This is a genomic window from Ewingella sp. AOP9-I1-14, from assembly GCF_052375995.1.
GTDB lineage: Bacteria > Pseudomonadota > Gammaproteobacteria > Enterobacterales > Enterobacteriaceae > Ewingella > Ewingella allii.
Genome location: NZ_JBQSVA010000003.1, coordinates 241,977 through 263,682 on the forward strand (window position 1 = coordinate 241,977; position 21,706 = coordinate 263,682).

18 protein-coding genes are annotated in these 21,706 nt (G+C 50.4%); 11 read left to right on the forward strand and 7 right to left on the reverse strand.

Annotation, left to right across the window (positions count from 1 at the left end):
• Positions 1 to 102 precede the first annotated feature (102 nt).
• Genes rhaB through rhaM form a run of 5 tightly spaced genes read left to right on the forward strand, consistent with a single transcriptional unit; the run spans position 103 to position 5,194 of the window.
• Positions 103 to 1,578, forward strand: coding sequence for a rhamnulokinase (gene rhaB / locus ACT3RT_RS11025; RefSeq protein ID WP_485902237.1), 1,476 nt, complete (start codon positions 103 to 105; stop codon positions 1,576 to 1,578).
• Complete coding sequence (locus ACT3RT_RS11030; RefSeq protein ID WP_485902235.1) at positions 1,575 to 2,831, forward strand: L-rhamnose isomerase; 1,257 nt, start codon at positions 1,575 to 1,577, stop codon at positions 2,829 to 2,831. Before rhaB ends, ACT3RT_RS11030 begins: the two co-directional genes overlap by 4 nt.
• A gap of 42 nt (positions 2,832 to 2,873) precedes the next feature.
• Positions 2,874 to 3,698: a rhamnulose-1-phosphate aldolase gene (gene rhaD / locus ACT3RT_RS11035; RefSeq protein ID WP_353500860.1), complete on the forward strand. Its 825-nt coding sequence runs from the start codon at positions 2,874 to 2,876 to the stop codon at positions 3,696 to 3,698.
• A gap of 19 nt (positions 3,699 to 3,717) precedes the next feature.
• A complete protein-coding gene (gene fucO / locus ACT3RT_RS11040; RefSeq protein WP_485902231.1) occupies positions 3,718 to 4,866 on the forward strand; it encodes a lactaldehyde reductase in 1,149 nt (382 codons plus the stop codon).
• Positions 4,867 to 4,879: 13 nt separating this feature from the next.
• On the forward strand, positions 4,880 to 5,194 hold the full coding sequence (rhaM, locus tag ACT3RT_RS11045) for an L-rhamnose mutarotase (protein ID WP_353500858.1): 315 nt from the start codon (positions 4,880 to 4,882) through the stop codon (positions 5,192 to 5,194).
• On the opposite strand, the gene ACT3RT_RS11050 is transcribed toward rhaM, so the two are convergent.
• The 7 genes from ACT3RT_RS11050 to ACT3RT_RS11080 form a co-directional block, all read right to left on the reverse strand.
• Entirely contained in the window at positions 5,169 to 7,331 is a 2,163-nt protein-coding gene (locus ACT3RT_RS11050; protein WP_353500857.1) for a YgiQ family radical SAM protein, read from the reverse strand. The genes rhaM and ACT3RT_RS11050 overlap by 26 nt on opposite strands.
• Positions 7,332 to 7,570: 239 nt before the next feature.
• On the reverse strand, positions 7,571 to 9,223 hold the full coding sequence (locus ACT3RT_RS11055) for a dihydroxyacetone kinase subunit DhaK (protein WP_496202973.1): 1,653 nt from the start codon (positions 9,221 to 9,223) through the stop codon (positions 7,571 to 7,573).
• A 132-nt stretch (positions 9,224 to 9,355) separates the two neighbouring features.
• Positions 9,356 to 10,723 carry an L-serine ammonia-lyase gene (locus tag ACT3RT_RS11060; protein WP_396131561.1) on the reverse strand — a complete coding sequence of 456 codons (1,368 nt, stop codon included), beginning with the start codon at positions 10,721 to 10,723 and terminating at the stop codon, positions 9,356 to 9,358.
• A 101-nt stretch (positions 10,724 to 10,824) separates the two neighbouring features.
• On the reverse strand, positions 10,825 to 12,108 hold the full coding sequence (locus tag ACT3RT_RS11065) for an HAAAP family serine/threonine permease (protein WP_353500854.1): 1,284 nt from the start codon (positions 12,106 to 12,108) through the stop codon (positions 10,825 to 10,827).
• Between the two features lie 547 nt (positions 12,109 to 12,655).
• The gene (locus ACT3RT_RS11070) at positions 12,656 to 13,489 is read right to left on the reverse strand and encodes an HNH endonuclease (RefSeq protein ID WP_485902226.1); all 834 of its coding nucleotides are present in this window, start codon (positions 13,487 to 13,489) and stop codon (positions 12,656 to 12,658) included.
• 166 nt (positions 13,490 to 13,655) lie between these two features.
• On the reverse strand, positions 13,656 to 14,795 hold the full coding sequence (locus ACT3RT_RS11075; protein ID WP_353500851.1) for a porin: 1,140 nt from the start codon (positions 14,793 to 14,795) through the stop codon (positions 13,656 to 13,658).
• 421 nt (positions 14,796 to 15,216) lie between these two features.
• A complete protein-coding gene (locus tag ACT3RT_RS11080; protein ID WP_486031408.1) occupies positions 15,217 to 15,504 on the reverse strand; it encodes a hypothetical protein in 288 nt (95 codons plus the stop codon).
• A gap of 628 nt (positions 15,505 to 16,132) precedes the next feature.
• Between ACT3RT_RS11080 and ACT3RT_RS11085 the strand changes: the two genes are divergently transcribed.
• The 6 genes from ACT3RT_RS11085 to chbG all read left to right on the forward strand — a co-directional run bounded on the left by ACT3RT_RS11085 (position 16,133) and on the right by chbG (position 21,429).
• Positions 16,133 to 16,465 carry a PTS sugar transporter subunit IIB gene (locus ACT3RT_RS11085; RefSeq protein ID WP_353500835.1) on the forward strand — a complete coding sequence of 111 codons (333 nt, stop codon included), beginning with the start codon at positions 16,133 to 16,135 and terminating at the stop codon, positions 16,463 to 16,465.
• A 102-nt stretch (positions 16,466 to 16,567) separates the two neighbouring features.
• On the forward strand, positions 16,568 to 17,926 hold the full coding sequence (gene chbC, locus ACT3RT_RS11090) for a PTS N,N'-diacetylchitobiose transporter subunit IIC (RefSeq protein ID WP_496202974.1): 1,359 nt from the start codon (positions 16,568 to 16,570) through the stop codon (positions 17,924 to 17,926).
• 65 nt (positions 17,927 to 17,991) lie between these two features.
• Entirely contained in the window at positions 17,992 to 18,339 is a 348-nt protein-coding gene (gene chbA / locus ACT3RT_RS11095; RefSeq protein WP_034786899.1) for a PTS N,N'-diacetylchitobiose transporter subunit IIA, read from the forward strand.
• A 14-nt stretch (positions 18,340 to 18,353) separates the two neighbouring features.
• A complete protein-coding gene (gene chbR / locus ACT3RT_RS11100; protein ID WP_353500833.1) occupies positions 18,354 to 19,190 on the forward strand; it encodes a transcriptional regulator ChbR in 837 nt (278 codons plus the stop codon).
• Positions 19,191 to 19,283: 93 nt separating this feature from the next.
• Positions 19,284 to 20,627, forward strand: a complete 1,344-nt coding sequence (locus tag ACT3RT_RS11105; protein ID WP_034786892.1) for a 6-phospho-beta-glucosidase — start codon at positions 19,284 to 19,286, stop codon at positions 20,625 to 20,627.
• Positions 20,628 to 20,670: 43 nt separating this feature from the next.
• Positions 20,671 to 21,429 carry a chitin disaccharide deacetylase gene (chbG, locus tag ACT3RT_RS11110; protein ID WP_496202975.1) on the forward strand — a complete coding sequence of 253 codons (759 nt, stop codon included), beginning with the start codon at positions 20,671 to 20,673 and terminating at the stop codon, positions 21,427 to 21,429.
• The last annotated feature ends 277 nt before the right edge of the window (positions 21,430 to 21,706 follow it).

Sequence of the window (21,706 nt, forward strand, 5' to 3'; positions counted from 1 at the left end):
TTTTTGATGCTGCCAACTGCCTCCATTGCTTGGCATTCACGGGAAGGTCATGCCCCAGCTCCCCGCCTAAACTGCGACCATATCTGAAAAGGAATGGCCGTTATGACACTCCACCATATTGCTGCAATTGATCTGGGCGCCTCGAGTGGGCGCGTGATGCTTGCAACCTTTAATAGTGAACATAAAGCGCAACTGACGCTGAAAGAGATCCATCGTTTTCCTAATACGCTGGTGAAAGTTGATGGCTATGACACTTGGGATCTCGACGCTCTAGAGCAGCATATTCTTACTGGCCTGACCCTGCTGGAGAGTGCCGATATTCGCCTCGACAGCATTGGGATTGATACCTGGGGAGTCGATTTTGTCTTGCTGGACGCGCAGGGAAACCGTGTCGGCCTGCCCGTCGCTTACCGTGATAAACGCACGGACGGCGTGATGGAACAAGCCTGTTTGGAGCTTGGTCGAGACGTGATTTATCGCACCACGGGCATTCAGTTCTTGCCGTTCAATACCCTCTACCAGTTAAAAGCGCTGACTCGCCAGCAGCCAGAATGGCTCCCGCAAATAGACCGCCTTCTGCTGATGCCTGACTATCTGTATTACCGTTTAACCGGCGTGATGAACTGGGAACATACCAATGCCAGTACCACACAGATGGTCAATATTCACAGCGGAAAGTGGGATGAAAAGTTGCTCGAATATGCGGGCATTCCGCAAAGCTGGCTAGAGAAGCCCTCACAACCGGGTAAATCATTAGGCTATTGGCTTTCTCCTAACGGGCACCGCGTGCCGGTAACCAGCGTTGCCACCCATGACACGGCGAGTGCCGTGGTGGCCGCCCCAATGTCCGGAAAAAACTCAGCTTATCTCAGCTCCGGTACCTGGTCGCTGATGGGGATCGAAAGCCCGAAAGCCTTCACCCATCGTGCGGCTCTTGAGGCGAATTTCACCAATGAAGGCGGGATTAACGGCAGTTATCGCGTATTAAAAAACATCATGGGACTGTGGCTGTTGCAGCGCATCTGCAACGAGCTGAACGTGCAGGATTTGCCGTCCTTAATTGACGAGTCGGCCGCGCTGCCGGCCTTTGTCAGCCTTATCAATCCTAACGATTCGCGCTTTATTAACCCCGCATCCATGGTCGATGCCATCTGTGAAGCCTGCCATGAGCAGGGGGAGCCGGTCCCAACAAACCCTGCGGCATTAGCACGCTGCATCTTTGACAGCCTTGCCATGCTTTATCGTCAAACGGCTCAGCAGCTCGCTGAATTACAAGGAGCACCGCTGGAGGCAATCCATATTGTCGGCGGCGGCTGCCAGAATGCTTTTCTCAATCAACTTTGTGCCGATGTCTGCCAAATTCCTGTGACCGCTGGCCCTGTCGAGGCTTCCACCCTTGGCAATATCGGCTGCCAGCTTATGGCCCTTAACTTGGTCAAAGATGTCGACCTTTATCGGCAAATGCTCTCTAGCCAATTCCCACAGCAGCGCTATGTGCCGCAGCCTGTACCCAATCTTGCTACCCACTGGTGTCGCTTTCAGGCACTCAGTAACGCCAATGAGGAACTCGCAGTATGACTTCATCTATAGATCATGCATGGACGCTCGCGAAAGAGCGCTTTTCCCAACTCGGTATTGATGCCGAAGACGCGATGCAGAAACTCGACACTCTACCTGTATCAATGCACTGCTGGCAGGGTGACGACGTTGCCGGTTTTGAAAATCCAGAAGGCGCATTAACAGGAGGGATTCAGGCCACCGGCAGTTATCCGGGTAAAGCTAAAAATGCACAGCAACTGCGTGCCGATTTAGAACAGGCCCTGTCGCTTATTCCCGGCCCTAATCGCCTGAATTTACATGCTTTATATTTGGAATCTGACAAGCCTGTCGCACGCAATGAAATCGAACCCAAACACTTTAGCCAGTGGGTCGAATGGGCGAAGAAAAACCAGCTAGGGCTGGACTTTAACCCTTCTTGCTTCTCACACCCACTGAGTGCAGATGGCTTCACGCTGTCGCACGCTAATCCTGAAATCCGCCAGTTTTGGATTGAACACTGTCAGGCCAGTCGCCGGATTTCCGCCTCTTTCGGCAAGGCGCTCAATACCCCATCGGTGATGAATATCTGGATCCCTGATGGCATGAAAGATCTCACCGTCGATCGCCTCGCCCCGCGTGAAAGGCTATTAAGCGCGCTTGATGAAGTCATTGCTGAGAAGCTCGATCCCCACCATCACATTGACGCAGTAGAAAGCAAATTGTTCGGCATCGGCACGGAAAGCTATACCGTCGGCTCGAATGAGTTTTATCTGGGCTATGCGTCCAGCCGCCAAACTGCACTGTGTCTGGATGCAGGTCATTTCCATCCAACGGAAGTCATCTCCGACAAAATCTCCAGCGTCATGCTGTACGTCCCGCGCTTGCTACTTCACGTCAGCCGCCCGGTACGCTGGGACAGCGACCACGTGGTATTGCTGGATGACGAAACTCAGGCCATCGCCAACGAGATCATCCGCCACAAGCTGTTTGACCGCGTACACATCGGATTAGATTTCTTCGACGCCTCCATCAACCGTATCGCGGCGTGGGTCATCGGCACGCGCAATATGAAAAAAGCGTTACTGCGCGCCCTGCTCGAACCCACCGACTTGCTGAAAAAGCTCGAGAACGAGGGGGACTACACCGCAAGGCTGGCGCTGCTCGAAGAACAGAAATGCCTGCCGTGGCAAGCCGTGTGGGATATGTATTGCCTGCGCCATGACGTGCCGGTCGGCAGCCAATGGCTGGATAACGTTCGCCATTATGAAAAAACTGAACTCGCAAAACGATAAAAGCTAACTCACTATTTTTTAAGATTTTAAAGGTATTTAACGATGAAAACTTTACTCAACGCTTGGTTCGTCCAGGGCATGATCAAAGCCACCAGCGATATGTGGCTGAAAGGCTGGGATGAGCGCAACGGCGGCAACGTCAGCCTGCGCCTGTTGCCAGAAGATGTCGCGCCCTATAAAGCCGATTTTTACAGCGAGCCACGGTCAGTAGCCTTAACTCAAGCAGCACCGGAACTGGCGAATCACTACTTTATCGTCACGGGCTCGGGCAAGTTCTTCCGCAATGTTCAGCTTTCGCCCGCCGAGTCTTTGGCCGTTATACAACTTAACGGTCAGGGGACGGGTTACCGCATTCTGTGGGGCTTAACTGCCGGGGGCTTACCGACCTCCGAGCTGGCTGCGCATCTTCAATCTCATATCGTTCGCATGAAAGTGACTGATGGTCAGGATCGAGTGATCATGCACTGCCATGCCACTAACCTGATTGCTCTGACCTACGTGCTTGAGCTTGATAGCGCAAAATTCACTCGCGAAATTTGGGAATGCAGCACCGAATGTCTGGTGGTATTCCCTGATGGTATCGGCATTGTGCCGTGGATGGTGCCGGGCACGGATGGCATCGGTGCAGCGACTGCCGATCAGATGCAACACCACACTCTGGTGCTCTGGGCTTATCACGGCATTTTCGGCAGCGGCCCTTCCCTCGACGATGCCTTTGGACTTATTGATACCGCTGAGAAATCCGCAGAGATATTGGTCAAAGTGATTGCCATGGGCGGCAAGAAGCAAACCATTTCTACCGAGGAATTGATTGCATTGGGCGAGCGTTTCGACGTCAAACCTTTTGCCGCCGCACTCAAAGCATAATGATGAAAAGGAACGCGTTATGAGCTTTATGTTGGCTTTACCTAAAATTAGCTTACATGGGCAAGGTGCCATCACGGATATGGTGGCACTGCTCCAGACCAAGATCTCCGGCAAAGCGCTCATAGTCACGGATGCCCAGCTGATCGAACTCGGCCTGCTCGACGGCCTGTTTGACGCTTTAGAAGCAGCCAGCTTGCCCTATGCACTCTATAGCGGCGTCTCGCCAAACCCCACCAGTGAAATCGTGGATGAAGGCTACCGGCTCTATGCGCAGAATAAATGCAGCTATCTGATCGCGTTTGGCGGCGGCAGCCCGATTGATACAGCGAAAGGCATCAAAATCCTCACTGCCAACCCTGCGCCGGTCACGGCCTATTCGGGCGTTGGCAAGGTGAAAAACCCAGGTGCGTTTTTGGTGGCGATCAACACTACGGCAGGCACCGCGGCCGAGTTAACCAGTAACGCGGTGATCACCGACAGCCAGCGTCAGGTCAAAGAAGTGATCATCGACACCAACCTGATCCCTGATATCGCCGTGGATGATCCCGCCATTATGTTGGCCATCCCTGCAAGCGTCACTGCCGCAACCGGCATGGATGCCCTTACCCATGCTATCGAGGCTTACGTCTCTGTTGGGGCACATCCCCTGACGGATCCGACGGCGCTGGCGGCGATCGGTACCATTAGCCAATGGTTGCCAGCAGCAGTAGAGAACGGCAAGGATTTACAGGCACGCGAGAAGATGGCCCACGGTCAATATCTGGCGGGTATGGCATTCAATAGCGCCGGGTTGGGACTGGTTCACGCACTGGCTCACCAGCCGGGCGCCACGCACAACCTGCCGCACGGTGTCTGCAACGCCATATTACTGCCGATCGTTGAAGCCTTTAATCGGCCATCCTGTCCGCAGAGGTTTGCAGAGATTGCTCGTGCTATGGGGGTAGATATCAGCGGGATGGATGAAGAAAGCGCCAGCCACGCTGCGCTCGACGCTATCCGCGCACTCTCTCAACGCGTGGGTATTCCTTCAGGTTTTGCCGAGCTCGGCATCACGAAAGACGATATCGAAGGCTGGCTGGATAAAGCACTGGCAGACCCTTGCGCGCCCTGCAACCCAAGAGAAGCTTCTCGGGAACAGGTCCGTGAACTCTATCTCAACGCGATGTAATGAGGGGACACAAATGATTCGTAAAGCTTTTGTGATGCAGGTGAATCCTGACGCGCACGCCGAATATCAGCGGCGGCACACCCCTATCTGGCTGGAGTTAGAAGAAACGCTGAAGGCCCACGGAGCGCATCACTACAGCATTTTCTTGGATGAGCAGCGCAGCTTGCTGTTTGCCACCGTAGAGATTGAATCTGAAGCGCGCTGGAATGCAGTAGCAGACACCCAAATTTGCCAAAAATGGTGGCGACATATGGCGGACATTATGCCCGCGAATGCCGATAATAGCCCAGTGAGTCATAGTCTTAAGCCGGTTTTTTACCTCGACTAGCGGTGCTCTTTCTCACGCCAGATTGGAGGGGCTTCGGCCCCTCTGTAAAGCGTGTAGCTGCCGGACGGGCGCTGAATTTTGGTCGATTGGCGTTATAGCCCCTGCCATTTTCGGCGGGAACCAGACACTCCGAACGTTCGCCGATAAGATGCTTGAGCCCCAGCGTCACTAGCCCTTCGCGGATCACTGGCCAGTTCGCCTGATCGTGATAGCGTAGTAAGGCTTTGTGCAAACGCCGCTGGCGATCTCCTTTAGGTATCACCACGTCTTCGCTTTTGTAATCCACCTTATTCAACGGATTTTTGCCGCTGTAATACATGGTGGTCGCACTGGCGAGTGGTGATGGGTAGAAGTTTTGTACCTGATCCAGTCGGAAGCGATTCTCTTTCAACCACAGGGCTAAATTAACCATATCTTCGTCCCGCGTCCCCGGATGTGCCGAAATAAAATAGGGGATCAGATACTGCTTTTTCCCGGCAGCTTTCGAATATTGGTCAAAGAGCTTCTTAAAGCGATGATAGCTGCCCATGCCAGGTTTCATCATCTTAGATAAAGGTCCCGTTTCGGTATGCTCAGGGGCAATCTTCAAATATCCCCCAACGTGATGCTCCGCTAGCTCCTTAATATAAAGCGGGTCTTGTACAGCGAGGTCATAACGCACACCCGATGCAATCAGGATTTTCTTGATACCTTTCAAAGCACGAGTACGCCGATATAACTTAATGGTCGGCTCATGATTAGTGTCCATATGCTGGCAAATATCAGGGTAGACGCAGGAGGCGCGACGGCAGGTTTGTTCTGCACGTGGCGACTGACAGCGCAACATATACATGTTCGCAGTAGGCCCACCCAAGTCCGAAATCACGCCGGTGAATCCCGGCACGCGATCGCGGATCTCTTCAATTTCTCTGACAATAGAATCGGCAGAACGGCTCTGAATAATTCGCCCTTCATGTTCGGTGATCGAGCAGAAAGAGCAGCCGCCATAGCAACCGCGCATGATATTCACGGAAAAACGGATCATCTCATACGCGGGGATACGCATCTGACCATAAGAGGGATGCGGCACTCGTTGGAAAGGCAGGGCGAAAACTGAGTCCATCTCATCGGTGGCGAGGGGGATCGCAGGCGGATTGATCCACACGTAACGGTCGCCATGTTTTTGCATCAGCGCCCGCGCGCAGCCGGGGTTAGTTTCGTGATGCAAGATCCGAGAAGCATGGGCATACATCACTTTGTCATTTTTAACTTTCTCAAACGAGGGCAACAGAACGTAGGTTTTTTCCCAAGGTTTCGGCTTAGGTGCGCGAACGGTGATGGGCTGCGGGCCATCGGCTTCGGGCAGTATTCCTTCAGCGCAAGGCAGGTCTTCACCATAGGGGTTCATTATTGGCTCGATGCGGCCTGGTTTATCAAGGCGCGTTGAGTCCACCCCGCTCCAGCCCGTCAATGCCATTTTGCGCATCACCGCCGTATTGCGCACATCAACGATCTCGCTGATGTGCTCCCCTGCTGCCAGCCGGTGCGCCACTTCAACCAGCGGTCGCTCACCGTTGCCGTAAATCAACATATCGGCCTTGGAGTCAACCAGCACCGAACGACGCACCGTGTCAGACCAATAGTCGTAATGGGCGATACGACGCAGGCTGGCTTCTATTCCGCCGAGCACCACTGGCACATCATTAAAGGCTTCTTTGCAGCGCTGGGAATACGCCACCGTGGCGCGGTCTGGCCGTTTGCCCCCGACGTTATCCGGGGTGTATGCATCGTCATGGCGCAATTTTCTATCTGCCGTATAACGGTTGATCATCGAGTCCATGTTGCCCGCCGTCACGCCAAAAAACAGGTTCGGCTTGCCCAACTTCATGAAGTCATCTTTGGACGTCCAGTCAGGCTGGGAGATGATCCCCACGCGGAACCCCTGCGCTTCGAGCATGCGGCCAATGATTGCCATACCAAAGCTGGGGTGATCCACATAGGCATCGCCCGTCACCACAATCACATCGCAGCTATCCCAGCCAAGCTGGTCCATCTCCTCGCGGGACATGGGTAAAAATGGGGCGGTGCCATAGCACTCGGCCCAATAAAGGGGATAGGAAAACAGATGGCGCTCGGGCTGGATCAGGCTGGCAGACATAGAAGCTCTTCGTTAGCGGAGTGACATTATGAATATTTTGGCGAGGAATTATACGGATAAGCCACACAGAGCGTGGGGGAGAAGCGACTTTGCCTGCTTTAGATCAACCTTTTGGCCGAACTGCTGGAGCTTCGCAATAAGGCTTCATGCAGAAATAAATAGCGCCCATAAAAAATGGCCCGCATGGAAAACCACACAGGCCGTTTTTATTTCAGCGCATATACAGCATATAAAGAAGGTTATTTGGCGAGCGCCTCAAACACTTTTTCCACTGCCACTGCGCCCGGATCTTTCACCCCTTTCAGACTATTACTGCTGAGGTAAGAGGAGCGCCCCGCGTTGGCTTTCTTCATGGTGGAAGTGTCCTTGGCGCCTTTTGCGGCGGCCTTGGCGGCGGCTTTCAGGTCGCCTTTTTTACCCAAAGCTTCCAGAGCGGGCTGCAAGGCATCAATCATGGTGCGGTCGCCCAAGTCAGCCCCGCCGTAGTGCTTCATGCGTTCCAAACCAAACAACAGCGCCTCGTTGATCTTTTTCCCTTCTGCCACTTTTTGCCCGGCGGCGGTGAAGAAAATCGACATCAGTACGCCACTCGAGCCGCCCATGACAGTTGCCAGGCGATCGCCGACCACGGCTAACAGCGCAGAAAGGTCGTTAAGCGGCAGCCTTTTGCCTTTGTTTTGCTCTTGGATATCACGCGCGCCGGAGGCGAAGGTTGAACCGGTATCGCCATCGCCGACTTTGGCGTCCAGCTTATTCAGCTCATCTTCCAGCCCGGATAACGTCTCGGTGACTACCTCGACAATCTTGCCCACTTCGGCATTGGTTGAGGCCTTAACTTTTGATTTCTGCCCCAGCTTTTTGGCTTTCAACGTCGGCAGTTTTTCCAATTTCACCAGGGGCTGCCAGCCTGCGGCTTCGACATCCGCCAACAGCGCTTTTTCTGTTTCATCGTCGAGCACAATGGTGGAAAGCGAGAAGCCTTTCATATCTAACGCGCTGACCAGCGCCGCAGGGCCAATCAGATAGCGAATCGACTTGCCGAGCGCCGAATGCACCAGCTCTTTGGTCAGCTGATTCATCTCCAGAGGAGAAACGCCGCCGAGGTTATTAATCAATACCGCCAGTTTGTCGCTTTTCTTCACCTGCGCCTGTAGCTTCTCGACCAGGGTGGCAACGACTTTTTCACTGTTCTGAGTTTTGATTTTCGACACGCCCGGCTCGCCGTGGATACCCAAACCTAGCTCAACCTGTCCGGCAGGGATGCGGCTCTCTTCCTCTTCTTTGCCGCTGTCTCCCGGCAAACTACAGCCGGTCATCGCCACGCCAATGCTCGAGGTGGCATCAATAGCCTTTTGCGCCGCGGCGGTTACCGCCTTGAGTGACTTACCTTTTTCAGCCACATAGCCCGCGATTTTGTGCACCAGCACGGTGCCGGCAATGCCGCGAGGCTGCTTGTTATCCGGCAGGGAGATGTCGTCGGAGACCATCACTAAATCGACTTTGTAACCCAGGTTTTTGGCTTTTTCAGCCGCCAGCCCAAAGTTGAGACGGTCGCCGGTGTAGTTTTTCACAATCAACAAGCAGCCAGCTTCGCCCGTGACGGCAATAATGGCGCTAAGCACCGCGTCGACGCTGGGAGAAGCAAAAACATCGCCACAGACGGCGGCGGTTAACATGCCTTTGCCGATAAATCCGACGTGCGCCGGTTCATGGCCGGAGCCGCCGCCGGAGATCAGCGCGACTTTCTTTTTGTCCCAGTCGCTGCGAACCACAACGCGAATGGCCGGATCGATGTCCAGCTTGGCGAGATTTTTGTAGGGGGAAGTAAGAATTGCGCCTTCAATTACGTCGTTAATCAGATTCTTGCGGTCATTCATGAAAAATGTCGACATGCCGATTCGTCCCTTTAACTGTTATTGAGTATGGTCAGATTTGTGAATACCTCTAAACCAACATAGCACAGAGCAGCAGGAGATTTGGGGCGGAAAGGCGGTTTCCCGCCTTAGAGAAAACAGATTTTTTGACTAATCGCACGCCACAACGGCGATGGCCAATCCTCCGCGCGATGTTTCGCGATATTTAGAATTCATGTCTTTGCCGGTTTCATACATGGTTTCAATGACTTTATCGAGACAGACGCGTGGCTCGCTGGTGCGGCGTAACGCCATACGCGAAGCATTCACCGCCTTCACGGCTGAGATGGCATTTCGCTCGATGCAAGGCACCTGAACCTGCCCGGCCAATGGATCGCAGGTTAAACCGAGATGGTGTTCCATAGCGATTTCTGCTGCCATAAACACCTGCGCCGTGCTGCCGCCCAGCAGTTCGGTAAGCCCAGCCGCCGCCATTGAACAGGCCACGCCGACCTCCCCCTGACACCCGACTTCGGCACCCGAAATAGAGGCATTCATTTTGAACAGAACGCCCACCGCGCCAGCGGCTAAGAAAAAGCGGCTGTAAGAGTCTGGGCTGACCGGCCGAATAAACTGATCGTAGTAAGTCAGCACCGCGGGAATGATGCCACAGGCGCCGTTGGTTGGCGCAGTCACCACGCGGCCACCGGCGGCGTTCTCTTCATTGACCGCCATGGCGTACATGTTTATCCAGTCGACGACGCCCATCGGGTCAACATTATTCTTATCCTGCGTTACCAGTATCCGGCGCAAAGCAGCGGCGCGGCGGTTAATTTTCATAGGGCCCGGCAGCAGGCCTTCGGTGTGAATACCGCGAGTAATGCCCTCGCTCATCACATCCCAGATAGCCGCAAAATGTTCGGCAATCTCAGTTTTCGAGTGACCCGCGAGTTCGTTTTGCATCATCACGCCGGATAGCGATAAGCCGGTATTATTGCAGTGCTGCTGCAAGTCATGGGCGGATTTGAATGGGAATGGCATGGTGACCGCGCTCTCTTCCTGCATACCAAAACGGCTGGCTTCGACGATAAACCCGCCGCCAATCGAGTAATAAGTTTGGCTATAAAGCAGCTGCTCGCCGTCGAAGGCGCTCAGGGTCATGCCATTTTCATGCAGAGGAAGGTTGGTGGAATGGAAGTTCATGCTGCCCTGCATTGGGAACTCCACCTCTTTGGCACCATTGGCCAGCATCAGCTTGCCCGTGCTTTCCACATCACGAATAAAACCAGGGATCGCATCGATATTTACTGTATCGGGTAAATTACCAGCAAGCCCCATGATAATGGCTAAATCCGTGTGGTGGCCTTTACCGGTTAGAGATAAAGAACCATAAACATCCACCACGACACGAGAAGTATTATTAATATGGCCGAGGGCGATAAGCTCATCGCTAAATATTTTCCCGGCTTTCATTGGCCCGACGGTGTGAGAACTCGAAGGCCCAATACCAATTTTGAAAATATCGAAGATGCTAATCACGTTAGACTCCATGGCAATAAAATGTCAGAAAAATCAGGAAGGAAAGTTTTGGATAGAGGGGCAGAACATCCCTGCCCCTTCTTTATTATTAAAGGTGAAGATTAACCCAGAAGAGTATAAACAATCGCAGACATGGCAATTAAACCCATAATAACCACGAACACGTTACTAATATGACCGCTGTATTTTCTCATTGCCGGCACTTTGCGAATCGCATACATCGGCATGAGGAATAACAGCATTGCAATAATAGGCCCGCCGATATTTTCAATCATCCCCAAAATGCTTGGGTTTAATGTCGCCACGGCCCAGGTCGTCAGCAACATGAAAATAGCGGTGTAGCGATTCAGTGTTGGCAGCGCGATATTTTTACCTTTGCTGCGCAATGACTTAATCACCATACCGTTAAAGCCTTCGCGAGCACCTAAATAATGGCCGAGGAAAGATTTAGTGATCGCGATAAAGGCAATAAATGGCGCGATATATTCAATCAGTGGGTTAGAGAAGTGATTGGCGAGATAAGACAAGATAGAGATGTTCTGCGTTTTCGCTTCCATCAGGTCAGTCGGAGAGAGGCTCAGCACGCAGCTGAACACGAAGAACATCACGGTCAGCACCATCATGATGTGGCTATAAGCCAGGATGCGTGAACATTTCTTCTCAGCGCCTTCGCCATACTCTTTACGCTTGGCCACCGCGAATGAAGAGATAATCGGCGAGTGGTTGAAGGAGAACACCATCACCGGAATGACCAGCCACAGCGTCATCAGCATGCCGCTGCCCACGCCATTGCCAGACATTGAGACGTTTTCAAATACCGAGGTATTCCAGTTCGGGATGAGATAAAACGCCAGCGCCATCAGCACGGCAACAAAAGGGAACACCAGAATGCTCATCGCTTTCACGATTAAGTCCTGCCCAAAATGGACGATCGCCATTAGGCCAAGGATCAAGACCAGAGACAACAGCGCGCGCGGCGGTGCCGTCCAGTGCATCTGATGAGTAATAAAGCTTTCGACCGTATTGGTTATCGCGACGCTATAAACCAACAAGATAGGATAAATAGCAAAGAAATATAACAGAGTAATTAACTTACCGGCTGAAATACCAAAGTGCTCTTCAACAACTTCGGTAATATCTTCGCCCGCATTTTTACCTGACAATACAAAACGCGTCAGACCTCGGTGAGCAAAAAAGGTCATTGGGAAAGCGAGTACGACCATAATAAGTAGCGGAATTAAACCACCAATCCCGGCATTAATAGGTAAGAACAGAACGCCTGCACCAATTGCTGTACCATACAGACCCAGCATCCACATGGTATCGGTTTTACGCCAGGTACTGGTTGAGACATTTACCTGCGTATCAATATGTGTGTTGTCCATAATCCCTCGGTATAAAAAACAATCTGTTATTTATAATTGATTTTTAACTACGTTTTAATGCCACAAGCGCGCCGTTAAAAAACCAATGAATCGTTTAAAACATATCATTAATGGCGGGATGATACCTATCAGCAGCATAAAAAGCTGTCATTTCGCTCTGCTTTGAGATCAAAGTCACGATTAATAGCTAATGCTCGATAATAAGCCTTAGAAAACACCTTTTATTAACATAATTGCCCTGTAGATGATCCCAACTTAGGACATTCAGTAACAAATTATATTTGTAGCCACCTACTTATATCTGCGCGTTATTTGTTCAGATCGCACAAAAATAAAACCAATTGACGATAATTTTGGCGTTTTTGTTATTGGGGTGATTTAGAGGATGTGAATAGTTGCGGAAAAAAACTAATTATAAGGCAGGTGCTTTCTCTCAATATGCCACGATAAATAATGATGCATAGGCCATACGCGGTAGTCAGAATGATCACCGCGCCTGTAAAACCACAATTAAACGAATTTAAACTGCAAGAAAGCAGTTGAAGGGCTAAATGACCTTCTTGTTGTTTATAGCAATCATTGTCTTCAGTTCTTCAATACTGAGCGTCCGGTCTTTCTTACGATGGATTATGCTATGGCAGTTGGCACAAACTGGGATCAAGTCCGTCTTGGGATCGACCCGTTTCGATTTGCCGAAGAGTGAGACAGGCACTACATGATGAATGTGAATAAAGTCCTGCCCGTACTCTCCATAGAATTCACCAAAATTGAACCCACAGCCAAAACAGGTTGTGCCGTGAAGTGCTTTAGCTTGTTGTTTTAGCTTAGGATTCCGTTCATATACGGTGACGAACTTCGATGACTTTTTACCCTCTTCATAAGAAAAAAGGGATTCTTCATCCTTTTCATTTTCGATTTCATTCTGCTTGGGAACTGCATCACTTAATGAAAGAGGCGCAGAGGTGATCGCATTAAGAACAATATTATCAAAAACGCTTCTAGAGATTTTACGAACACTGACACGCCAATAATTAGATTTTTTTGATTCAGGAATTTCCTCAAGATAATTATCGTCGTTTTTTGCCAGCACGGCTTCTTCGAATGCCTGAAAATCACTAAGTGTTGCGATCAAATGCCCTGCTTTATCAGGTTGAACATCAACTATTCGGCCAATACCAAAATAATGTGGGTTCTTCGATAAACGTTGACCTTCAAAAGCCTTATTCTCAGGTTTTAACCTGCCTTTATAGTAGACAAACTGCATACCCGGCTTTATCGATTTACTGTATTGCTTGGGAAAATGATAACGCTCACCCGTTTTATCATCCCATTGCGACACATCATTTTCAGTCAGTACAACGAACTGTTCTTCATCAGACATTTATCGATATCCGTTATTGAAATCACTAACGTGAAGTATAAAGCGATAGGCAATTCATACAATCCTCGAACCAACATTTCATGCCGGTTTACCAAAACAAAAAAGCCAGCACCTCTCGGCACTGGCTTTGTCTGTTTACGCGGCGTGTTGCCGCGCAGGACAGGGATTAGAAGTCGTAGAACACGGTGACCCAAGTAGAGTCTGGCACTTCGTTGTTGGTTGAGGTTGCCAGAGTACGTTCTACATACACAGACAGGCCGTGGCCAATAACGGTGCCCGCACCGAAGTACACATTGTTCTGATGGTAATCTTCGTCGCCTTTCAATTGCAGGGAATCGGCTGCAACATATGGCTGGATAGATTTCAGGAACGGCTGGTCGATATTGAAGGTGTAACCAACAAAGCCTTCTACGCCGTAACCACTGCCCGCGAAGTAACGGTCAACAGACTGTTCATGCGTGCTTGGCACAAAGTTTTTGTAGTAGCTCGCAGTACCGACGATATACCAGTTGTTCGGCTGCCAGGTTAAAGCAGTACCGGAGATTTCCTGATGATAATCTTTTTCGTTTTCCGGCGTTTCTTTAATAGTGGCGTTGTTGGCACTATATGCGGCACTGAAGACTAAATCTTTAGTGATTTTATAATCTGCACCAATACCTGCGCCGTTATTACGACGGTAATCTAAATTGCCACCGGCGGTTGTTTGATCTTCAGGTAATAAGTAGTTGGCATATAAAGTGACTGGGCCAAAATCATTAGTGTATTTCAGGCTGTTCTTCGGTTTATTTGCACCGTCGTAATCACCATTTACACCAATACCGGTTGCGCCTGCGTGACCATCGTTATCCCAGACGTCACTTTTAATACCGACGACGGAATAATAAATGCCGTACTGGTGACCGTAAGTGAAAGTACCGTAACGATCATCTTTAATACCGGCGTATAACTGGCGTTGCTTGTCGCGACGGCCATCTTCGTTGTAGTGGTCATCCCAGCTCAGCGCGTGCGCCAGGTCTACACCTAACTCGTAATAACCAATGATTGAGGTATCTTGGCTCAGAGCATAATCAGTGCTGAAACGAAAGCGCGTACCGCCGTCGTGACCATTTTTATAATAACCTGGCTCTGGGCCGTTATTAAAAATCCACTCTGGACGAATACTACCGCCAACTTTAACGCTTAATGGCGCGAGCAAAGCATCGCTTTGCTTATTCTTTTCTAAAACGGTGATCTCGGCCTGTGCGCTGGCAGATAATACCGACAGAACGACGCCGCCAATAATCATTGGCTTAATAAATTTGCTCATAAATTACCCTGTCTGATCAATTTCTATTGTTATGTGTTTGCAGTGGTGTTGCGCCACGAACAAATAATTAACATAGGTGATGAGGGTCACAAAGAAGAAAATGAGAAAGTTCCCAGAGTGATTCTTTTAAAATCAGATCATTAATTAATCAGCAATGTATGCAGTTGTTAGCTTATGAAACATTGAATACTTTACTGCTCACTTTGATTTCAAACTGTTGGATATACACTCAATACGGGCAGGCTTTTTAGACTGTGTCGACATATTTGATAACAAATCACTATGTAACAGAGCACGTCTGAACAAAACAATTTTTGACATTGTGGAAGCAAAATTAATGACGCTATTTATTATTTCTTGGTGTGATTAATAGAAATTGGGCTTATATAGAAGGAGATTAGCAGAGAAATATGACAGAACGTCATTGATGGGTGGGAGGCAATCTCTTTTTTGCAATGTCGATCAGTTCGAGTATCACGTCCAGAGGGATATTTTGGACATAGCAGTTGAGGGCAAAAGTGTGGGTTTGGTCGGAGAAGAAGATTTCTGCGAGTACTAATAACGGATTTGAATCCTTGAGCCGTACTTCTACATACATGCCATCACGGGCGATATCGCTGCCAATAACAAAATCATAACTTGGGCTTCCTCTCTCCTTCATAAGCCTTTTTACTCCAGATAGTTTGGTAAGAGCTCTGATGATTTCCATATCCTGGCCGTTTTCCAGACCCTATAGCTCGCAGACGGTTGTCCGGCTTTTAAATAGGTCCGATTGATAAATGTGCATCCAGCAGCTATCAGCGGGCGGTTTAGATTCAATATAGCCCAGTCATTGCCAGAGAGGCTGAAGCGGCTGCCTCAATCAATATCGAAGTATTTAATGCTCACTTTGGGTCGAGCGTACTGATTGGCGCGCCGATCATCGGCAGCGCGGAACTGCACATTTTTGCCGAGGCGTCGGGCGGATTGGTTATCTTGCGCTTGATAGTGATTCTCGTTACGGGGGAAAGCAGAGCACGCTAGGCATCAGGCGAATTTCCTAGGTTAAGAGCTAATTTCCCGTGAACCTTCTTTTCTGGCGAAAACAGCAAAATAGTCTTTAATTCTATAGGTATAACGAATGGCCGCATCGGCGATTCATTGCCGCTTCAAATACCATCTTGCTGTTTAATTCCCCAAAATGTGAAGGGAGTCATAACTTTTGGTCAAGGAGAGACAATTTTAGTAAGAGATGAATTATCGTCCGTCGAGCTTGCTGGATTATACTCACTGCAAGCAGAGACAATCAGGACGAATCATTCTGCCCTGTTATTTCTCAGAAAAACGAGGATTACGTTATGGAAAAGAAAGTCATTTATTTGTTCTGTTCGGCGGGTATGTCCACTTCGTTGCTGGTTAAAAAAATGAACGACGTCGCTGAAAAACACCAAGTGCCAGTCATCATCCAAGCCTTCTCCGAGTCACTGGCGGCAGAAAAAGGCGGTGAAGCGGATTTAGTTTTGCTCGGCCCGCAAATCGCTTACAAGTTGGATGAGATAAGAAGATTACTACCGGGTAAAACTGTCGAAGTGATTGATTCAATCCACTACGGCAAGGTTGATGGGTTAAAAGTTCTTCAATCAGCAGTCGCTTTAATTAAAGCATCAAGTCAGCAATCTGTGAGTCATTAATTAATTTTTTATTTTGCATTACTTAAAAGTCAAAGAGTCAGCAGTCAAAGAGCGAATTTCATACCCTGGCCGTCTAAAAGGCGGCATTAAAGGAAAATAAAAATGAGTAAAGCCATTGATTCACTTGAAAAGGTGCTTCTACCTTTTGCTGTAAAAATAGGTAGACAGCCCCATATTAACGCTATTAAAAATGGTTTCATCCGATTAATGCCGCTGACCCTCGCAGGGGCGATGTTCGTTTTAATTAATAACGTATTTCTGAGTTTCGGCGAGGGTTCTTTCTTTTATTCTCTCGGCATTCGTTTAGACGCTTCCACTATTGAGACATTAGCCGGTTTAAAAACCATCGGCGTCAATGTGTATAACGGCACATTAGGGATTATGTCGCTCATGGCGCCGTTCTTTATCGGGATGGCCTTAGCCGAAGAGCGCAAAGTGGACCCTCTAGCCGCAGGCCTGCTCTCCGTGGCAGCCTTTATGACCGTCACCCCTTATAGCGTGGGCGAAGCTTACGCCGTCGGGGCCAACTGGCTAGGTGGCGCGAACATTATTTCCGGCATGGTGATCGGCTTAGTGGTTGCCGAGATGTTTACCTTTGTTATCCGCCGCAACTGGGTTATCACCCTGCCAGACAGCGTACCGGCCTCCGTATCCCGCTCCTTCTCCGCACTGATCCCAGGCTTCATCATTCTGTGTATCTTTGGGGTTATCTCTTGGCTGCTGGGGCTGTACGGCCACAACTTCCACCAGATTATTATGGATTCCATCTCCAGACCTCTGGCATCAATGGGAAGCGTGGTAGGCTGGGCATACGTGATTTTCAACTCCCTGTTGTGGTTCTTTGGTGTTCACGGCTCCCTCGCGTTAACCGCGCTGGACAGCGGCATCATGACCCCGTGGGCGCTGGAGAACATCGCCATTTACAACCAGTATGGTTCAGTACAAGCCGCGCTGGATGCGGGCCAGACCTTCCACTTCTGGGCTAAACCAATGCTCGACTCCTACATCCTGTTGGGTGGTTCTGGGGCAACGCTGGGCCTGATCATCGCCATCTTTATCGCATCACGTCGTGCGGACCACCGTCAGGTCGCCAAACTGGCACTGCCATCCGGCATCTTCCAGATTAACGAACCTATCCTGTTCGGCCTGCCGATTATCATGAACCCGGTGATGTTTATCCCGTTCGTTCTGGTGCAACCGATTCTGGCCATTATCACGCTGACGGCGTACACCATGGGGATTATCCCGCCGGTGACCAACCTCGCACCCTGGACCATGCCTACCGGGCTGGGGGCCTTCTTCAACAGTAACGGCAGCATTGCGGCGCTGTTAGTCGCCCTGTTCAACCTCGGTATTGCCACGCTGGTCTACATGCCATTCGTCATCTTGTCGAACAAGGCGCAGGCGATTATCGAAGAAGAAGAGAGCGAAGAAGACATTGCTGCATCACTAAAATTCTAATCTAAGGCAAGCTGGGGAGAGGAGATTCTCCCCAGTATCCAAAGAGTTAACTCAGGGAGATAACCATGTTTGATTTAGACAACATCGAAGACAGTGAAGAAGAGTTAGACAGTCTGGAAGAAGTGGTGATGGGCCTTATCATCAACTCCGGGCAGGCGCGCAGCCTGGCGTATGAAGCACTGAAGGTCGCTAAACAAGGCGATTTCACCAAGGCCTGGGAGCTGATGGCCAAGTCACGCGAGTCGCTGCATGAAGCCCACCTGGTGCAGACCAAACTGATTGAAGGCGACGCCGGTGAAGGCAAAACCAAGGTCAGCCTGGTGCTGGTTCACGCCCAAGACCACCTGATGACCTCCATGTTAGCCCGCGAGTTAGTGACAGAAATCATTGAGCTTCACGAGAAAATAAAATAGCGTTGGGAGTCATCATGCAGCCACAGTTACTGAGTATGGACATTAAGACAGCACGCGAAGATCAACTATTCGACGGTCAAAATTTCCACATGTTTATCTACAACAAGGTAGAGAGCATCTCAGGGCTGCACGAACACGACTACTACGAGTTCACCATCGTGCTCACTGGCCGCTACTACCAGCAGATCAACGGCAAGCAAGTGCTGCTCGAGCGTGGCGATTTCGCCTTTATCCCGCTGGGCTCCAACCATCAGAGTTTCTATGAGTTTGGCCCAACCCGGATATTAAACGTCGGCATCAGTAAAGCCTTCTTCGAACAGCATTATTTGGCCCTGCTGCCGACCTGCTTTGTGGCCTCGCAGGTGTATAAAATTAAGAGTGAGTTTCTTAACTTTATCGAGTCGATGGTGGCGTCTCTCAACTTCAAAAACGGCGAGTTTAACGAGTTTCTTGAGATGGTGACCTTCTACGCCATCAACCGTATTCGTCATCATCGCGAGTCGGATATCGCGCCTGACGTGCCGGTTTGGCTCAAAGAGACCATTGAGAAGATGCACGATAAAACCCAGTTCGGCGATAAAGCTTTGTCGACCATGGTGCAACTCTCGGGAAAATCGCAGGAGTATTTAACGCGCGCCACTCAGCGCCATTATGGCAAAACGCCAATGCAGATTATTAATGAGATCCGCGTTGATTTCGCCAAAAAGCAATTAGAGATAACCAATTACTCTATTACTGATATTGCATACGATTCGGGATATAGCAGTCCTAGCATGTTCATTAAGAACTTTAAAAAAATAACTACCTTTACGCCTAAGCATTATCGCAAGGAGTTATTTAATAATAGCTGACTGTATATGAATTAATGCGGACTCAATAATAGTCTTCACTCATTCCTATATTTACCTTTGTTTAAAGTGCATTCATATTGCACGGGAGCCCCTATGTCTAAAAAACTTAAAGTAGTCACCATTGGCGGTGGCAGCAGCTATACCCCGGAACTACTCGAAGGCTTTATTAAACGTTATGAAGAGTTGCCGATCAGTGAATTATGGTTGGTGGATGTCGAAGCCGGTAAAGAGAAGCAGGATATTATTTTCGACCTCTGCCAGCGCATGATAAAGCGCGCGGGCGTGCCAATCAGTTTGCATAAAACATTAAATCGCCGTGAAGCATTAAAAGACGCCGACTTCGTCACTACCCAGCTGCGCGTCGGCCAGTTAAAAGCCCGCGAGCTGGATGAACGCATCCCGCTGAGCCACGGCTATTTGGGTCAGGAGACCAACGGCGCGGGCGGCCTGTTCAAAGGCCTGCGCACCATTCCGGTGATTTTCGACATCATCAAAGATGTGGAAGAGATCTGCCCGGACGCCTGGGTTATCAACTTCACCAACCCGGCCGGTATGGTCACCGAAGCCGTGGTTCGCCACACCAACTTCAAGAAGTTTATCGGCGTGTGCAACATTCCGGTCGGCATGAAGATGTTCATTCAGGACGTGCTGAAGATTAGCCCGCAGGATGAGCTGTCGATTGACCTGTTCGGCCTCAACCATCTGGTGTTTATCAAAGACGTCATCGTCAACGGCGAGTCGCGCTTCGCCGAGCTGCTGGACGGCGTGGCCTCCGGCACCCTGACCGCCGGTTCGGTAAAAAACATCTTCGACCTGCCATTCAGCGAAGGGCTGATCCGCTCGCTCAACCTGCTGCCGTGCTCCTACTTGCTCTACTACTTCAAACCCAAAGAGATGCTGGCCATCGAGATGGGCGAGTTCTACAAAGGCGGCGCGCGTGCCACCGTGGTACAAAAGGTCGAGAAACAGCTGTTCGAACTTTATAAAGACCCAGAGCTGAACGTAAAACCGAAAGAGCTGGAGCTGCGCGGCGGGGCCTATTACTCCGACGCGGCGTGCGAAGTGATCAGCGCCATCTACAATGACAAGCAGACCGAGCAATACGTCAACTTCGCCCACCACGGGCATATTGATAATATTCCGGCTGACTGGGCGGTCGAGATGACCTGCACTATTGGGCGCAACGGTGCGACGCCAACTCCGCGCATTACCCATTTCGATGAGAAAGTGCTGGGCCTGATTTACACCATCAAAGGCTTTGAGATTGCGGCGAGCGAGGCAGCCCTGAGCGGCAAGTTGAATGATGTGCTGCTGGCGCTGAACCTCAGCCCGCTGATTCATTCCGACAAAGACGCTGAGAAGCTGGCCCGCGACATGCTGCTGGCACACGAAGCGCTGCTGCCGAACTTTGCGAAAGCCATCGCTGAACTAAAATAACCTGTGCGCCCTCCTTCGCGGGAGGGCTGCCAAAGGGCAATTTATGGATAAATTACTGATAGTTAATGCCGACGACTTCGGGCTTTGCAAAGCACAGAACTACGGCATTATCGACGCCTTCACCCACGGCGTGGTCAGCTCTACCACGGCGATGGTCAACCAGCCGGGTGCCGAGCACGCCGCCCAACTCAGCGCCGCCAACCCACTGCTGCCCGTCGGCATGCACTTCGTGCTCACCCTCGGTAAACCTCTCACCGAGATGCCGGGCTTAGTGCGCGACAACGGCGAGCTGGGTAAATGGATCTGGGAGATGGCCGAAGCCGACACCCTGCCCCTCGACCAGATAAAACAAGAACTTGCCGCCCAGTTCGCCAGATTTATTGAACTGTTCGGCCGCAAACCGACGCACATCGACAGCCACCACCACGTGCATATGATCCCGCAGATCTTCCTTATCGTCGAAGCCTTCGCCCAACAGCAAGACGTCGCGATACGCATCGATCGGGATGCAATCCAGCAGCACAACATCCCCCTGTGCGGCGCGCGCAGCACCACGGCTTTCGACAGCACCTTCTACGGCGACAGCATCACCGAGGAGCTGTTCCTCAGCATCCTCGACCACGCCAACCAGCGCGGCGACCACTCCCTGGAAATCATGTGCCACCCGTCATTCATCGATAACACCATTCTCGGCAGCAAGTATTGCTACCCAAGATTGGCGGAGTTGGATGTGTTGACTGCTAAAGAAGTAAAAGAAGGGGTTGGGGAGCGTGGGTGGAAGTTGGGCGGGTTTGGCAGCTGAGATTGAGTCGAAGAAACTTCTCTTCAGACAACATGTTTATAAAATCGCGTTTTATCGACATATCGCCAAAACGTGTCGATGGTATAAACATATCTGGGGGATATGTTTATAAAAAGGGGTTTTGTCGACATGTGTGGAGGGGGGTGTGGGTTGGCTGGATGGTGCAAAAGCCCAGTTGCTGAAGGTGACTGGGCTTTTCGTCGTAGTGACGGTTGTTTCTTAAAGACCCAACTTTTGGAATTACTATTCCGATATAGTCAACAGGGGTTGGTATCAC

Bases quoted from the DNA above. Each gene is read 5' to 3' on its own strand.
- rhaM (WP_353500858.1), top strand. From the start codon at position 4,880: ATGATTCGTAAAGCTTTTGTGATGCAGGTGAATCCTGACGCGCACGCC.
- fucO (WP_485902231.1), top strand. From the start codon at position 3,718: ATGAGCTTTATGTTGGCTTTACCTAAAATTAGCTTACATGGGCAAGGT.
- ACT3RT_RS11080 (WP_486031408.1), bottom strand. From the start codon at position 15,504: ATGGAAATCATCAGAGCTCTTACCAAACTATCTGGAGTAAAAAGGCTT.
- ACT3RT_RS11055 (WP_496202973.1), bottom strand. From the start codon at position 9,223: ATGTCGACATTTTTCATGAATGACCGCAAGAATCTGATTAACGACGTA.
- chbA (WP_034786899.1), top strand. From the start codon at position 17,992: ATGTTTGATTTAGACAACATCGAAGACAGTGAAGAAGAGTTAGACAGT.
- ACT3RT_RS11065 (WP_353500854.1), bottom strand. From the start codon at position 12,108: ATGGACAACACACATATTGATACGCAGGTAAATGTCTCAACCAGTACC.
- chbC (WP_496202974.1), top strand. From the start codon at position 16,568: ATGAGTAAAGCCATTGATTCACTTGAAAAGGTGCTTCTACCTTTTGCT.
- ACT3RT_RS11075 (WP_353500851.1), bottom strand. From the start codon at position 14,795: ATGAGCAAATTTATTAAGCCAATGATTATTGGCGGCGTCGTTCTGTCG.
- ACT3RT_RS11030 (WP_485902235.1), top strand. From the start codon at position 1,575: ATGACTTCATCTATAGATCATGCATGGACGCTCGCGAAAGAGCGCTTT.
- chbG (WP_496202975.1), top strand. From the start codon at position 20,671: ATGGATAAATTACTGATAGTTAATGCCGACGACTTCGGGCTTTGCAAA.
- chbR (WP_353500833.1), top strand. From the start codon at position 18,354: ATGCAGCCACAGTTACTGAGTATGGACATTAAGACAGCACGCGAAGAT.
- ACT3RT_RS11105 (WP_034786892.1), top strand. From the start codon at position 19,284: ATGTCTAAAAAACTTAAAGTAGTCACCATTGGCGGTGGCAGCAGCTAT.
- ACT3RT_RS11085 (WP_353500835.1), top strand. From the start codon at position 16,133: ATGGAAAAGAAAGTCATTTATTTGTTCTGTTCGGCGGGTATGTCCACT.
- ACT3RT_RS11050 (WP_353500857.1), bottom strand. From the start codon at position 7,331: ATGTCTGCCAGCCTGATCCAGCCCGAGCGCCATCTGTTTTCCTATCCC.
- ACT3RT_RS11070 (WP_485902226.1), bottom strand. From the start codon at position 13,489: ATGTCTGATGAAGAACAGTTCGTTGTACTGACTGAAAATGATGTGTCG.
- rhaD (WP_353500860.1), top strand. From the start codon at position 2,874: ATGAAAACTTTACTCAACGCTTGGTTCGTCCAGGGCATGATCAAAGCC.
- rhaB (WP_485902237.1), top strand. From the start codon at position 103: ATGACACTCCACCATATTGCTGCAATTGATCTGGGCGCCTCGAGTGGG.